Raw genomic sequence first — 13,837 nt, 5'->3', positions numbered from 1 at the left:
CACGCGCCCCGGCCCGGATGGGTCGCTTTGCGTCCGGGACCTTGTCCGGAGCGCCGCCCGGGACACCTCACCGCACCCCGGGAGCGCCCCGGGGACACCCCGGCGCTTCACGGCGCCCCGACCGGTTCACAGCACCTCGCCGCGGCTGCGGGCGTTGACGTACGCGGTCGCCGCGCTGATCCGTTCCGCCGAGGTCGCCTGCCGGACCGCCTCCGGCACGCAGTCCCACTCCCTGCCGCCGCCGAGCGGCCTGAGCTGTACGTACGGCCCCTCGTACCCCATGACCACGCCGACCCTCCCGGTATGGGTGTCGACGGCGCAGGAGCCGGTCGGCGGCTGTACCGCCTTCATCGCAGGGCCGCCGCGAGCCGGGCCGCGACCTCGACGGAGCAGCCGCCCAGGACGATCAGCGGACAGGGTGTGTCGCGCGCCACGCTCGCCGGGTCGATCCGCAGGGACGGCAAGGTGATTCCGGCCCGTGCGAGCGCCGTCCGTAAGTCCTGCACAGTTTCCTCCGCCTCTTCGACGCGGTGCGCCGAGTCCCGCCGACCGTCAGGCGGCGTGTGTACGTGGGTCTGTCCGTGCGTTCGTCCGTGCGTTGGCGCTTGTCCTCGTGCGTGCTCTTCCTTCACCTGTTCCACCGGCCCTTGTCGATTTCACGCTTCGCATCCTCATCGTGACGCTCCGCATCTAAAATCGGCAGGGTCCCGCTCGCTACAAGCACGGTGCAGTACAAGGGGGCTGGCCCATGGCCAACGGTTCGCGGCAGGCTGCCTGGGAGTTTTTCGGTTCAGAACTGAAACGACGCAGGGAGGGCGCGGGTTTCACCCAAGCGGAACTCGGGGCTCGGGTCTTCGTCTCCGGCGGCTATATCGGCCAGTTCGAACAGGCCATCCGCAAACCGCAGTTGGACGTGGCTCAGCGCATCGACACGCTACTGAGCAGCGACGGCTTCTTCGAGCGCATGTGGCACAAGCTCATCGACGACAAGCGGTACGCGGGGTATTTCGCGGCGGTGGTCGAACTGGAGCGGACGGCCACGAGGATCGCGGAGTTCGCGCCCGCGCTGGTGCCGGGTCTTCTGCAGACGGCGGGGTATGCGCGGGCGGTCATGCTCGCGGGCAACCCGTTCGCCCCAGACGAGTACATCGAGGAGAAGGTGAGCGCCCGTCGCGAGCGGGCGCACATCCTGGACGACGCGAGCATGCCCGTCTACTGGGTGATCCTGCACGAACAGGTGCTGCGGGTCCCGGTCGGCGGACCGGTGACGATGGCAGAGCAACTGGACCACGTCATCGGCCTAGTACGGCGACGGCGTGTGCTCGTGCAGGTGCTTCCGTACGCGGCGGGGGCGTATCCGCTCATAGGCCGGATGGTCCAGCTCATGGAGTTCCCCGACGCCCCGCCGACTGCCTATACAGAGGCCGTGTATTCCGGCAACCTGCTCGATGAACCGGCCCTGGTTCAGCGGGTGCGGGAGGCATACGATCTGCTCAGGGCCGCCGCGCTGCCGCCGGACGCGTCCCTGTCTCTGATCGAATCGGCGACGGAGGACCACAGACGATGCGCGAGTACGACCTGAGCCTTACTCAGTGGCGCAAAAGTACCTACAGCGACGACAACGGCGGCAGTTGCCTCGAAGTCGCCGACGGAGCCCCCGGTGTCGTCCCCGTCCGGGACAGCAAGCTGCCGGACGGCCCCGTGCTGCTGATCGGCGCCGACGCCTGGGCCGCGTTCGTCGCCGGCGTCGAGGGCTGAGCCAGGGCGTGCCGCGGAGCCGGCCCGAGCTGTACGTACGGCCCCGGCAAGCCCCGGAGGGCCGTCCGGATCAGCCCTGGGCGCCGAAGCGGCCTACGTAGGCGCGCTGCCACGGAGTCTCCACCGCGTGCCGGTCGTAGTGTCCGCGCACGTACGCCACCGCCTCGCGGGGCGGTACGCCGTCGAGGACGGCGACGCAGGCCAGGGCCGTGCCGGTGCGGCCCCGGCCGCCGAAGCAGGCGATCTCGACGCGTTCGCCGGCGGACCGCCGCCAGGCCTCCGTGAGCACCTCGCGGGCCTCCGCCCGGTCGGCGGGCAGCCGGAAGTCCGGCCAGCGCAGCCAGTGCGCCTCCCAGGGGACCGGGGGCGGCTCCTTGCCGAGCAGATACACGGCGTACGCCGGCTCGGGACCTCCGTCGGCCGGAAGCGGCCGGCGCAGCGCCCGGCCCCGGATCAGCCGTCCGGAGGGCAGCGACAGCACCCCGGAGCCGTCCGGGTCCCAGGTGCCGCCGTCGGCGCCGGTGCCTGCTCGCGCGCCGGGTTCGGGTGCGGTTTCGGGTTCGGTTTCGGTTTCGGCCACGGGAACAGCGTAGGCCGGTGCGCGGGGCCGGGAGCCCGGGACCGGGCTCGGAGGCGAACGGGGTCTTCGTTCAGCTCACGCCGCGGGAGCCCTGGGCGGCGCGCGCCTCGATGCCCCGGAAGTGGTCGGCCATCGCGCGCTGGGCGCCCTCGACGTCCCGTACCCGCAGGGCCGTGAGGATGTCGCGGTGGCGGCGGGCCGTCACCTCCGGGGTGATGTCGTCGGTCCAGCCGCGCACCACGGCGACCCGCCGGAACACGGTCCAGAACGCGCCGAGCAACTGGGGAACGAGCGGGTTGCCGAGCGAGGCGTACAGCAACTCATGGAACCGGCTGTCGAGTTCGGGGAAGGAGCGGCCGTCGTCGCCCGCCGTCTCCATCTCCGTGACGACGGCTTCGAGCCGGTCCAGCTCCTCCTCGGTCAGCACCTCGGCCACCCGGCTTATCAGCCCCTCCTCCAGCACCTCGCGGACCTGGAGGATCTCGGCCAGCGCCGCGGTCGGATCGTCCGGACGGGCGAGTGTGCGGAAGGTCAGTCCGTCGACGAACGGCGTCATGGACGCCTCACCCACATAGGTGCCGTAGCCGTGCCGGATCTCGACTATGTCGAGCGCCTGAAGGGCCTTGAGCGCCTCACGGACCGAATTGCGGCTCACGCCGAGATCGTTCATCAGCTCGGTCTCGGTGGGCAGCGGCGCACCGGCCCGGAGCCCCTGGTCGAGGATCAACTGCATGACCTCGCGCTGGATCTGGCTGCTCACCCGGCGCTCGGGCCGGCGCCGGTTCCCGGTCTCCTCAGGCATGCGCCGCATCGTACGCTCGCTGGACATCGGACGTCCCACCTCCGGGCTGATTAAACGCCAAGTTCGGCCAACTGCCCCTGTTTCATACCGCCATTGGTCGCACCTGTGGAAGATACGCCATTCGTGTGCGGGCCCTTGACCCTCTCCGCGCCCCCTCCTATGGTCGCGCTGCCCCCCATGACGTAGGACGTCGTATCTCCTGCTTCCCGGGCCGGCCGCACCGACCGCTCCACCGCCTCACCGGACCGCTCAACTGGACCACTCCTTGCTGGAGGAACCGTGCGCGACGTGAACCGCACTCCGGCGCCGCACCGCCGGTCGTTCCTGAAGTACACCGGGGCCCTGGGCGCGGCCGCCGCCCTCTCCTCGTCCCTGTCCGCCTGCTCCTCGGGGCCGGAGTCCACGAACGACACCGGCGGCTCGGGCGGCGGACAGAACGCCACCCTGACGGCCGTGATCGGCTACGGGAACGACGGAAGCTGGGATCCGACGCAGACCGCGTCCGCCTTCTGCATGGCCGCCAACAACCACATCTACGAAGGCCTGCTCGACACCGACCCGATCTCCCGCGAGCCCTACGCCGCGCTCGCCACCCAGGTGCCCGCCGACCTCACGGGCACGTCCTGGAAGTTCACGCTGCGCGCCGGTGCCACGTTCCACGACGGGAAGCCCGTCACCGCCGACGACGTGGTCTTCGTCTTCGACCGGATCCTCGATCCGAAGACCCAGACGCTCGCCAAGGGCTTCTTCGCGAGCTGGCTGAAGGAGGTCCGCAGGATCGACGCGCAGAACGTCGAGCTGGTCCTCAAGTTCCCCTTCCCGGAAGGGGTCTCCCGGCTCACCCTGGCGAAGATCATGCCCAAGCACGTCTTCTCGCAGCCGGGCGCCTGGGACGACGCGATCAAGGGCAAGGCGATCGGTTCGGGACCGTACCGGCAGACCGCGCACCACCCGAAGTCCAACACGACCTTCGAGGCGTTCGCCGCCTACAACGGGCCGCGCAGGCCCGCGTTCAAGAAGATGAACTGGCTGACCATAGTGGACGCCGCGCCCCGCGTCGCGAAGATCTCCGGGGCGAGCGCCGGGGCCCAGATCGCCGACAACGTCCCGTACGCCAACATCGCGCGGCTCCGCGAGGGCGGCATGACCGTCCAGGGCGGCGCCGGCATGAACAACCTGTTCCTGATGTTCAACACCCGGCACAAGCCGTTCGACGACGTGCGCGTCCGGCAGGCGCTGCGCTACGCCATCGACACCGACAAGATGGTCGAGGTCGCGCTCAAGGGCCACGGGAAGCCGTCGAGTTCCTTCCTCAACGAGGCCAACCCCTCCTACCGGCCAGCGAAGACCGTCTACGCCTACGACCCGGAGAAGGCGAAGAAGCTCCTGAAGGAGGCCGGGGTCAAGGGACTGGAGATCGAGATCCTGTCGGTGAACGTGAGCTGGATCGTCGACTGCCTGCCGACCGTGAAGGCGTCCTGGGACGCGATCGGCGTGCAGACGACGCTGGCCCCGCAGGAGACCACGGCCGTGTTCACCAAGATGGACCAGAAGCAGGACTACCAGGTCGTCGCCGCCGCCTCGAACCCCAACCAGTTCGGCCTCGACGCCGACCTGATCATGCACTACAACTACGGCCCCCAGAACCTCTGGATGGGCTACGCCCGCTGGGCCGGCGACCCGGTCGCCAAGCAGCTCTTCAAGGACATGGACCGGGCGACACAGGAACCGGACGCCGACAGGAAGAAGGCGATGATCCAGGACTACATCGACGTCGTCGCCGAACAGGCCGTGCTCTACCCGGTCGTGCACAACGAGCTGATGACGGCGTGGAATCCGCGCCGGCTCGCGGGGATAAGGCCTCAGCCCTATCCGGGCATCAACCTGCTGCAAGCCAAGTGGGTCTAGGCGACAAGGGAGTTCGTACGTGGTCGCCATCGTCAGGATCCTGCTGCGCCGCGTGGCGCTGCTCGTGCCGCTGATGCTCGGGATCGTCCTGTTCGTCTTCCTGGTGATGCGGTTCTCGGACGTCGACCCGGCGTCCGCGTTCTTCCAGGGCGCCAACCCGACCCCGCAGCAGCTCCACGACTTCAGGGAACGCAACGGACTGCTCGACCCGCTGCCCGTGCGCTACTTCGACTTCGTGGCGGACCTGCTGCACGGCGACATGGGCACCAGCGCGCTCACCAGGGCGCCGGTCGTCGAACAGGTCACCACCGCGCTGCCGCTCACGCTCCAGCTCACCTTCCTGGGACTCGGCATCGCGGTGGTGCTGGCGCTGCTCGGCGGGGTCACGGCCGCGATCCACCGCGACCGGCTGCCCGACCAGATCATCCGGGTGGTGTCCCTGACCGGGGTCGCCGCACCGGGCTTCTGGCTGGCCCTGCTGATGATCCAGTACCTCGCCGTCGACCAGGGCTGGTTCCCGACCGGCGGCTACATCAACCCGGCCGACTCGCTGACCGGCTGGCTGAAGACCATGGCACTGCCCGCTCTCGCGCTCTCCCTGCCGGTCGCGGCCCAGCTCACCCGGATCGTCCGGACGTCCGTGGTCGAGGAACTCGACAAGGACTACGTGCGCACCGCGATCGGCAGCGGGCTGCCGCCCCGGGTGGTCGTCGGCCGCAACGTCCTGCGCAACGCCCTGATGAACCCGCTCACCGTGCTGGGCCTGCGCGTGGGCTATCTGCTGGGCGGAGCGGTCGTCATCGAGACGATCTTCTCGCTGCCCGGCATGGGCAAGCTGATGATCGACGCCGTGCAGAACGGGGACCCGGCCGTCGTGCAGGGCGTCGTACTGACCACGGCCATCGGCTTCGTGGTCGTGAACCTCGTCATCGACATCCTGTATCTGCTGGTCAACCCGCGGCTGAGGGAGGCGACCTGATGTTCACGCGGAAGGATCTCGCGGGGGCCCTCGCCCGGCCCGGCGTCCGGCTGCGCGGCTGGCGCAGGCTGCCGCCGCTGTCGAGGATCGCGGTCTGCTTCCTGGCCGTGGTGCTCGTGGTGGCGGTGTTCGCCCCGCTGCTCGCCCCGCACGACCCGCTCGACCAGCAGCCGCAGGCGGACGGCACCGGGCATCCCTCGGCGGACCACTGGATGGGGCAGGACAGCCTCGGCCGGGACATCCTCAGCCGGCTGATGTACGGGGCGCGCTGGTCCCTGGCCATCGGTCTCGGCGCCACCGCCCTGGCCCTGGTCGTGGGAGCACTGCTCGGCGCCCTCGCCGCGACCTCGCGGAAGGCGGTCGACGAGACGCTGATGCGCTGTCTGGACGTGGTGATGGCGTTTCCCGGCATCGCGCTCGCCGCCGTTCTCGTCGCCGTGTTCGGCGGCGGCATCACCGTACTGATCTGCGCGATCGCGTTCCTGTTCACCCCGCCCGTCGCCCGGGTCGTGCGGGCGAACGTCCTCGACCAGTACGGCGAGGACTACGTCACCGCCGAGCAGGTGATCGGCGCCCGCACCCCGCACATCGTGCTGCGGCACGTGGCCGTCAACTGCGCGGCCCCGGTCCTGGTGTTCTGCACCGTGCAGGTCGCCGAGGCCATCGTGTTCGAGGCCTCGCTGTCGTTCATCGGCGCGGGCGTGCGGCCCCCGGACCCGTCCTGGGGCAGTGTCATCGCCGACGGCAAGAACATGGTGCTGACCGGCGGCTGGTGGGCCACCGTCTTCCCCGGCCTGCTGATGCTGGTCACCGTGCTGTCGCTGAACATCCTCTCCGAGGGCGTCTCCGACGCGTGGGCCGCGCCGGCCGCCCGCGAGGTGTCCGCACCTCCCGCCGAGGACCGGCTGGAAGCCCCGGAACCGGGCAGCGGCACGGTCGTCGAACTGCCGGGACTGGCACAGGCCGCGGCCCGGCTGCGCGCGCGGGCCCGCCCGCCGGTCACGGACGGACAGCCCGTTCTCGCCGTCGAGCGGCTGGCCATCGGCTTCGACGAACGGCACGGCGGTGTGGACATCGTCGACGGCATCAGCTTCGAGGTGTATCCCGGCGAAGTCCTGGGCCTGGTCGGCGAGTCGGGCTGCGGGAAATCACTGACGGCCCTGACGGTGATGGGCCTGGAACCGAAGGGCGCCCGGGTGAGCGGCCAGGTCCGGTTCCGTCAGCGGCAGTTGGTCGGTGAGCCGATGCGGGTACGGCGCCGGCTGCTGGGCCACGAGATGGCGATGGTCTACCAGGACGCGCTGTCGTCCCTGAACCCGGCGATGACGATCAGGGCGCAGCTCAAGCAGGTGATACGGCGCGGCGGCCGGCGCACGGCGGCCGAACTGCTCGCCCTGGTCGGCCTCGATCCCGAGCGGACCCTGCGCAGTTACCCCCACGAACTCTCCGGGGGACAGCGCCAGCGCGTCCTGATCGCGATGGCGCTGTCCCGCGAGCCCGCGCTGATCATCGCGGACGAACCGACGACGGCCCTGGACGTGACGGTCCAGGCGCAGGTCATGGAGCTGCTGCTGCGACTGCGGGCGGAACTGGACTTCGCCCTGGTCCTCGTCTCGCACGACCTCGCGCTGATCTCGGCGGTCACCGACCGGGTGGTCGTGATGTACGGCGGCCAGATCGTGGAGACGGGGGTGACGGCGGACCTGGTGGAGTCCCCGGCCCATCACTACACGCGCGGGCTGCTGGGCAGCGTCCTGTCCCTGGAGTCGGCGGCCGAGCGCATGACGCAGATCAAGGGGGTCGTCCCCTCCCCCGCCGACTTCCCGGCCGGCTGCCGGTTCGCCGACCGGTGTCCGATGGCGGACGACGTGTGCCGGACGACGGCGCCGGACCTCGTCGGCACGCACACGCACACGGCGGCCTGCCACCACCCGGCCGTCGACCTGGTGACCGCGGAGAGCGAGGCCGTGACGTGAGGATTCCGCCCGACGTGAGGATTCCGCCGACGGCGACCGAGGCCGTCACATGACCGCGCCGGCGCGGGAGGCCGGGGACCGCCGGACGGACGCGCTCGTCCGGCTCACCGACGCGCATGTCGTCCACAAGGCGCGCAGCGGCGGTGTGTTCACCCGGGACCGGGTGTACGCGCTGACGGGCGCCGATCTCACCGTCGCGCCCGGCGAGACGGTCGGCGTCGTCGGCGAGTCGGGCTGCGGCAAGTCGACGCTCGCGAAGGTGCTGGTGGGGGTGCAGCGGCCGACCTCCGGCACGGTGACCTTCCGCGGCCGCGACCTGTGGTCCCTGAAGCCGGACGAGCGGCGCACGGCCGTCGGCGCGAGCACGGGCATGATCTTCCAGGACCCCTCGACCGCCCTGAACCGCCGGATGCCCGTGAGCCGGATCCTGCGCGACCCGCTGGATGTGCACCGGCGCGGCACGGCGGCCGAACGGGCCGACCGGGTCAAGGAGCTGATGTCCCTGGTCGGCCTGCCCCGGGCGCTCGCGGACGCCCTGCCCGGCCAGCTCTCCGGCGGCCAGCGCCAGCGGGTGGCGATCGCCCGCGCCCTGGCCCTGGACCCCGGCCTGGTGGTGGCCGACGAGCCGACGAGCGCGCTGGACGTGTCGGTGCGCGCGCAGATCCTCAATCTCCTGCTCGACCTGAGGGAACGCCTGGGCCTCGCCCTGGTGTTCGTGTCCCACGACATCCAGACGGTCCGCCGGATGAGCGACCGGGTGATCACGATGTACCTCGGCCGGATCGTGGAGGAGTCCCCGGCCGACGAGGTCACCGACCGCTCCCGTCACCCGTACACCCGGGCGCTGTTCTCGGCGACCCCGGGGCTGCTGGATCCGATCGAGCCGATTCCGCTGACCGGGCCCGTCCCCTCGGCGACGCGCCCGCCGAGCGGCTGCCCCTTCCGTACCCGCTGCTGGAAGGCGGACGGGGAGTGCGCGACCCGGATGCCGGAGTTCACGGCCGCGTCGGCCCCGGGTCACCGCTTCCGGTGTCACCATCCTGTCGAGGAGGGCCGGTCGACGCGCGCCCTGGTCGCGCAGGCCGAGGGCGCCGCGGAGGCCGCCGCCCTGGCCGACGTTCCGTTCCAGCAGCACATCAGGGAGCCTTGATGACCTTCCCCGCCCCGCTGACCGGTGTCGTACCGCCCGTCTGCACGCCCCTGACACCGGACCGCGAGGTGGACGTCCCGTCGCTCACCCGGCTGATCGACCATCTGGTGGACGGCGGGGTGCACGGCCTGTTCGTCCTCGGCTCGACGTCCGAGGTGGCCTATCTGACGGACGCGCAGCGCAGGCTGGTGGTGGAGACGGCGGCGGGGCACGTCGCCGGTCAGCTCCCCGTCCTGGCCGGCGCGATCGACATGACGACACCGCGCGTCCTGGACCACGCGCACACCGCCCGTACCGCCGGCGCGGACGCGGTCGTCGTCACGGCCCCCTTCTACACCCGCACCCATCCCGCGGAGATCGACCGCCACTTCCGCCTCGTCGCCGCCCGCGCGTCGCTCCCCGTGTTCGCGTACGACCTGCCGGCCTCCGTGCACACCAAGCTGAGCCCCGAGCTGGTCCTGGAACTCGCCGCCGACGGTGTCCTGGCCGGTCTCAAGGACTCCAGCGGCGACCTCGGCGCCTTCCGCACGGTCGTCACCGGCGCTCGTACGCACCCCGGTGTCGACGGCTTCACCGCGCTCACCGGCTCCGAGGTGGTCGTCGACTCGGCGCTGGCCCTGGGTGCGGACGGCGTGGTCCCCGGCCTGGCCAATGTGGACCCGGCGGGCTACGTACGGCTGTACGAGCTGTGCGCGGCGGGCGACTGGCAGCGGGCACGGGCGGAGCAGGAGCGGCTGTGCGAGCTGTTCGCCATGGTGGGCGTCGGCGACCCGGCCCGGATGGGCGGCAGTTCCTCGGCTCTCGGCGCCTTCAAGGCCGCGCTGTCCCTGCGGGGCGTCATCGCCTGCCCCGCGACGGCGGAACCCCAGGTGCCGCTGTCGCAGGGCGAGGTGGAGCGGGTCGGAAAGTACCTGGCGTCGGCGGGCCTGCTCTGAGCTACCGAATATTTGCCCAGTGCTCCACCCTTCAGGGTGGAGGTGAAGGGCATCCTGCCCATGGCGGCCCGGAGGACCGCAGCGGCATGGCTAAGGTCGCCTTGCCGGACGATGGAGTTGTCCGGCCTACCGCCGGACGGGCGGGACGTCAGGCCTGCGGAGGCCACGTAAGACCGACCCTCACCGGCCGGCAGAGGCCCGTGAAACAGGAACCCATGGTGGTACTGCGGAGCAGTACGGACCGGAATCACCTGTCCTCGGGCAGGTGAGGGCGTCAACCGAGCAGCCCGCTGAGCGGCAGCCGCCGGAACTCGATGGACTCGTACGGTCCCGCGACACCGGTCTCGTAGAGGATGCCGACCCGGAGGGCGCCGAGCTGGACGAGGTCCGAGTAGGCGGCCCGCTGCGTGGACAGGGTGGCCGCCTTCTCGAAGGTCGCGCCGCCGGTCGTACTGCGCCAGACGGCCATGGACTGGCGGACGGTGGGGACGGAGGGACCGGAGAAGAGGAGCGGGGCGAAGCGGCCGGTGAGCTGGAGGACGCTGCCCTGGACGACGGGGACGTCGTTCAGGGCAGGCTGGACGGCGAAGGGGCGGTCCAGGGTTTCGGCGCCGTCGCTGGAGTAGGAGTCGAGGCGGTTGCCGGTACTCGTGCCGTTCTGGTCGCGCGAGGTGAAGTAGAGCCGCCCGTCGGGGAGTTCGGCCACCGAGCTCTCGTTGGCGTTGTCGATCCCGTCGTAGGAGTCGTCGACGAAGCCGAGCCGCCAGGTGAGCCCGCCGTCGTCGCTGTAGAGCGCGTGCGCCCCGTAGTACCTGGACTCCTGGCCGGTGTCGGCGGAACCGGCGGGCGGGGCGGCGGAGTGGTTGGCGGGCACGACCAGGCGCCCCGCGTGGGGTCCGTGGCGCAGGGCGATCGCGTGGCCGGGCCCGGTGGCGTACCAGCGCCAGTCCGGCAGCTTCGCCTGGTCCGTGATGTCCCGGGGGGCGGTGAAGTGCCGCCCGTCGTCCCGGCTGGTCTGGACGAAGACGCGTCGGCTCTGCTCCGCCGTGACCTCGCCGCGCATGATCTGCGCCTCGGTCACCGCACCGCTGTTGTAGGACGTGAGCAGGACGATCCGGCCGGTCCGGGGGTCCACGACCGGCGCCGGGTTGCCGCGGGTGTCGCCGTCCCCGGACGCGACGACCCGGGTCGGGCCCCAGGTGCAGCCGCCGTCGTAGGAGCGCCTGAGGACGACATCGATGTTCCCGGTGTCGCCCGCGCCGCTGTGCCGCCCCTCGGCGAAGGCGAGCAGCGTGCCGGCCCTGGTCGTGACGGTCGCCGGGATGCGGTACGTGTCGTAGCCGTCCTGGCCCGCGGTGTACGGGACGGAGGTGGCGCAGTCCCCGCCGCCCCGGGGCGCGGCCGAGGCGGTGCCGCCGGTGGTGGCGAGGGCGGTGAGGGTGGTGAGGAGTCCGGTGGCGGCGAACGCGACCATGCGGCTCATGCTGGCCATGACACTCCCTGGACTACGTCGACCGCATCGACTGCGTCGACTGCATCGGAGATGGAACATGGAACATGGGACGTGGGATGTCCCGGTGAACCTAATGTGCCCCGGGAGCCTCGGCAATACCCGTGTTCTCACGGCATGCTGAGGTGACGTCAGTTGGTCGCATCACGCTGTGGGCGGCCGCCGCCGGGTCAGGCGCGGCCCGTGTCTCCCGGGGTCACCAGGCCCGACTCGTACGCCACGATGACGAGCTGGGTCCGGTCACGGGCGCCGAGCTTGCCCATGATGCGGCTGACATGGGTCTTCGCGGTGAGCGGGCTGAGCCCCAACGCCGCCGCGATCTCGGTGTTGTTGAGGCCGCGCGCGACCAGGGCGAGCACCTCGCGCTCACGCCCGGAGAGCCCCTCGGGACCGCCCGCCGCGAGCGCGGGAGCGGAGGGGGCGCGCAGGAAGCGGGCGACCAGGCGGGCGGTGGGGCCCGGCGAGAGCAGCGCGTCCCCGGCGGCCACCGTGCGGATCGCGTCGAGGAGTTCGGCGGGCCGGGTGTCCTTGACCAGGAAGCCGGAGGCGCCCGCGCGCAGCGCCTCCACGATGTGCTCGTCGGTGTCGTACGTGGTGAGCACGAGCACCCTGACCCCGGCGAGGTTCTCGTCGGCCGCGATGAGCCGGGTCGCCTCGATGCCGTCCAGGTCGGGCATGCGGATGTCCATCACGACGAGGTCGGCGCGCCCGGTGCGGGCCAGTTCCACGGCCTCCCGCCCGGTGGCCGCCTGCCCGACCACCTCCATGTCCCGCGCGGTCTCCACGAGCATGGCGAACGCGGCCCGTACGAGGTTCTGGTCGTCGGCGAGGACCACCCGGATGGTCATCGGACCCCGCCCTCTCCCGGCCCGGCCACGACCGCGGGACCGCTGTCACGTACGGATCCGGGATCCCGTACGGGATCGGAGGAGGCCGGTGCTCCGAACGGGTCCGCGCCGTCCGCCGGTGTCCGGCGCCGCGGCTCCGGCCGCTGATCGGGCACCGTCGTGCGCAAGGGCAGTACCGCCACCACCGCGAATCCGCCCTCCTCCCGCGTCCCGGTCTCCACGGTGCCGCCCACACTGCGGGCCCGCTCCCGCATCCCCACCAGGCCGAAGCCGGGCGGGCCGCCCGCGTCGCCCATGCCGTCGTCCGTGACCCTCACGTGCAGCGCCCAGCCGTCCGTGTCCAGGTCCACGCGGACGCTCGCCCCGGGGCCCGCGTGCCGTACGGCGTTGGTCAGCGCCTCCTGGACGATGCGATAGGCCGCGGCGCCCACGGCGGTGGGAACCCCGTCGGCACCCGCCACGGACGGCGCCTCCACGTTCGTGCCCGTCGAACGTGCCGCCGCCACCAGATCGGCCACCGCGTCGAGGCCGGGCAGCGGCCCCCGGCTGTCGCCGCCGCCGTGCTCGGAGTCGCGCAGCACCTCCAGTGTCGTCCGCAGTTCGCCGCGCGCGGTCCGGCAGGTCTCGGCGATGTCGTCGAGTGCCCCGGCGACGGCCGTACGGTCCAGGCGGTCGGGGTCGGCGGCCAGGACGTGCGCGGCGACGGAGGTCTGCACCCCGATCAGGGTGATGCTGTGGGCGAGCAGATCGTGCAGGTCCCGGGCGATGCGCAGCCGCTCCTCGGCGACCCTGCGGCGGGCCTCCTCCTCGCGGGTGCGTTCGGCGCGTTCGGCGCGTTCGACGACCGAGGCGAAGTACTGCCCGTGCACGCGGACGTAGACGCCGAGCACGATGAACGCGACGATCCAGCCGGTGATGCGCAGCGCCTCGGCACCCTCGGAGGCGCCCTGCCCGAACTTGACCGCGAGCATGATGCCGATGACACCGGCGCCGATGACCAGGGAACGCAGCGGGCGCCCCGTGACGGCGACGGTGAACAGCGCGGTCATCGAGACGAGCAGCGGCGCTTCGTGGTCGAAGTCGAGCGCGTGGTACGGCCCTACGCAGGCGACGAGCGCGAGGAACGCGGCGAGCGGGGCGCGCCGCCGCCAGACCACCGCGACGTGCGCGGCGATCAGCAGGCTCCAGCCGAGCGCGTCCGGTCGCCGGCCGTCCATGGGCACGGTGAGCGTCACGGTGCTGTCGAGGATCAGCAGCAGGCCCGCGAGGAACGCGTCCTGGCGCAGGACCCGCGCCGGGTCGACGTTCCCCCGGTGTCCGAAGCCGGTGAGGTGCAGCATGCGTTTGACGTCCACCGCTTCATCTTCCGTGAGGGGGCGCCCCCGCGGGAG

General features: G+C 71.6%; 14 protein-coding genes. 7 read left to right on the top strand and 7 right to left on the bottom strand.

Translation table 11 applies throughout. The annotated features are described in order from the left end of the window. Positions 1 to 126: 126 nt before the first annotated feature. On the bottom strand, positions 127 to 351 hold the full coding sequence (locus tag OG780_RS27965; RefSeq protein ID WP_328452694.1) for a hypothetical protein: 225 nt from the start codon (positions 349 to 351) through the stop codon (positions 127 to 129). Then, positions 348 to 506: a hypothetical protein gene (locus OG780_RS27960; protein ID WP_328452692.1), complete on the bottom strand. Its 159-nt coding sequence runs from the start codon at positions 504 to 506 to the stop codon at positions 348 to 350. The genes OG780_RS27965 and OG780_RS27960 overlap by 4 nt, the downstream gene beginning before the upstream one ends. 242 nt (positions 507 to 748) lie before the next feature. Here OG780_RS27960 and OG780_RS27955 point away from each other — a divergent pair, with 242 nt between their 5' ends. After that, positions 749 to 1,582, top strand: coding sequence for a helix-turn-helix domain-containing protein (locus tag OG780_RS27955; RefSeq protein ID WP_328452690.1), 834 nt, complete (start codon positions 749 to 751; stop codon positions 1,580 to 1,582). Next, entirely contained in the window at positions 1,564 to 1,758 is a 195-nt protein-coding gene (locus OG780_RS27950; protein ID WP_326787932.1) for a DUF397 domain-containing protein, read from the top strand. The genes OG780_RS27955 and OG780_RS27950 overlap by 19 nt, the downstream gene beginning before the upstream one ends. Positions 1,759 to 1,828: 70 nt before the next feature. On the opposite strand, the gene OG780_RS27945 is transcribed toward OG780_RS27950, so the two are convergent. Both OG780_RS27945 and OG780_RS27940 read right to left on the bottom strand, forming a co-directional pair. Continuing rightward, positions 1,829 to 2,239 (bottom strand): protein-tyrosine phosphatase family protein, encoded by a 411-nt coding sequence (locus OG780_RS27945; RefSeq protein ID WP_328458429.1) that lies wholly within the window; start codon positions 2,237 to 2,239, stop codon positions 1,829 to 1,831. A gap of 169 nt (positions 2,240 to 2,408) precedes the next feature. After that, entirely contained in the window at positions 2,409 to 3,149 is a 741-nt protein-coding gene (locus OG780_RS27940) for a FadR/GntR family transcriptional regulator (RefSeq protein ID WP_328458427.1), read from the bottom strand. A 270-nt stretch (positions 3,150 to 3,419) separates the two neighbouring features. Between OG780_RS27940 and OG780_RS27935 the strand changes: the two genes are divergently transcribed. Genes OG780_RS27935 through OG780_RS27915 form a run of 5 tightly spaced genes read left to right on the top strand, consistent with a single transcriptional unit; the run spans position 3,420 to position 10,088 of the window. Then, positions 3,420 to 5,048, top strand: a complete 1,629-nt coding sequence (locus OG780_RS27935; protein WP_328452687.1) for an ABC transporter substrate-binding protein — start codon at positions 3,420 to 3,422, stop codon at positions 5,046 to 5,048. A gap of 19 nt (positions 5,049 to 5,067) precedes the next feature. After that, positions 5,068 to 6,027, top strand: a complete 960-nt coding sequence (locus OG780_RS27930; RefSeq protein ID WP_328452685.1) for an ABC transporter permease — start codon at positions 5,068 to 5,070, stop codon at positions 6,025 to 6,027. Then, complete coding sequence (locus OG780_RS27925; RefSeq protein WP_328452683.1) at positions 6,027 to 8,003, top strand: dipeptide/oligopeptide/nickel ABC transporter permease/ATP-binding protein; 1,977 nt, start codon at positions 6,027 to 6,029, stop codon at positions 8,001 to 8,003. The genes OG780_RS27930 and OG780_RS27925 overlap by 1 nt, the downstream gene beginning before the upstream one ends. Before the next feature lie 49 nt (positions 8,004 to 8,052). Further along, positions 8,053 to 9,153: an ABC transporter ATP-binding protein gene (locus OG780_RS27920; protein ID WP_328452681.1), complete on the top strand. Its 1,101-nt coding sequence runs from the start codon at positions 8,053 to 8,055 to the stop codon at positions 9,151 to 9,153. Beyond that, on the top strand, positions 9,153 to 10,088 hold the full coding sequence (locus OG780_RS27915; RefSeq protein ID WP_328452679.1) for a dihydrodipicolinate synthase family protein: 936 nt from the start codon (positions 9,153 to 9,155) through the stop codon (positions 10,086 to 10,088). The genes OG780_RS27920 and OG780_RS27915 overlap by 1 nt, the downstream gene beginning before the upstream one ends. Before the next feature lie 274 nt (positions 10,089 to 10,362). Here the strand turns inward: OG780_RS27915 and OG780_RS27910 are convergent, their stop codons facing one another. The 3 genes from OG780_RS27910 to OG780_RS27900 form a co-directional block, all read right to left on the bottom strand. After that, on the bottom strand, positions 10,363 to 11,580 hold the full coding sequence (locus tag OG780_RS27910; RefSeq protein ID WP_328452677.1) for a sialidase family protein: 1,218 nt from the start codon (positions 11,578 to 11,580) through the stop codon (positions 10,363 to 10,365). A 188-nt stretch (positions 11,581 to 11,768) separates the two neighbouring features. Then, positions 11,769 to 12,446, bottom strand: a complete 678-nt coding sequence (locus OG780_RS27905; RefSeq protein ID WP_328452675.1) for a response regulator transcription factor — start codon at positions 12,444 to 12,446, stop codon at positions 11,769 to 11,771. Beyond that, on the bottom strand, positions 12,443 to 13,786 hold the full coding sequence (locus OG780_RS27900) for a sensor histidine kinase (RefSeq protein WP_443062334.1): 1,344 nt from the start codon (positions 13,784 to 13,786) through the stop codon (positions 12,443 to 12,445). The genes OG780_RS27905 and OG780_RS27900 overlap by 4 nt, the downstream gene beginning before the upstream one ends. Positions 13,787 to 13,837 lie beyond the last annotated feature (51 nt).

Origin of the sequence: Streptomyces sp. NBC_00386, assembly GCF_036063235.1 — a bacterium.
GTDB lineage: Bacteria > Actinomycetota > Actinomycetes > Streptomycetales > Streptomycetaceae > Streptomyces.
This window is presented reverse-complemented; position numbering and strand designations above follow the sequence as displayed.

Bases quoted from the DNA above. Each gene is read 5' to 3' on its own strand.
- OG780_RS27955 (WP_328452690.1), top strand. From the start codon at position 749: ATGGCCAACGGTTCGCGGCAGGCTGCCTGGGAGTTTTTCGGTTCAGAA.
- OG780_RS27965 (WP_328452694.1), bottom strand. From the start codon at position 351: ATGAAGGCGGTACAGCCGCCGACCGGCTCCTGCGCCGTCGACACCCAT.
- OG780_RS27905 (WP_328452675.1), bottom strand. From the start codon at position 12,446: ATGACCATCCGGGTGGTCCTCGCCGACGACCAGAACCTCGTACGGGCC.
- OG780_RS27920 (WP_328452681.1), top strand. From the start codon at position 8,053: ATGACCGCGCCGGCGCGGGAGGCCGGGGACCGCCGGACGGACGCGCTC.
- OG780_RS27940 (WP_328458427.1), bottom strand. From the start codon at position 3,149: ATGCGGCGCATGCCTGAGGAGACCGGGAACCGGCGCCGGCCCGAGCGC.
- OG780_RS27910 (WP_328452677.1), bottom strand. From the start codon at position 11,580: ATGGCCAGCATGAGCCGCATGGTCGCGTTCGCCGCCACCGGACTCCTC.
- OG780_RS27925 (WP_328452683.1), top strand. From the start codon at position 6,027: ATGTTCACGCGGAAGGATCTCGCGGGGGCCCTCGCCCGGCCCGGCGTC.
- OG780_RS27950 (WP_326787932.1), top strand. From the start codon at position 1,564: ATGCGCGAGTACGACCTGAGCCTTACTCAGTGGCGCAAAAGTACCTAC.
- OG780_RS27915 (WP_328452679.1), top strand. From the start codon at position 9,153: ATGACCTTCCCCGCCCCGCTGACCGGTGTCGTACCGCCCGTCTGCACG.
- OG780_RS27900 (WP_443062334.1), bottom strand. From the start codon at position 13,786: ATGCTGCACCTCACCGGCTTCGGACACCGGGGGAACGTCGACCCGGCG.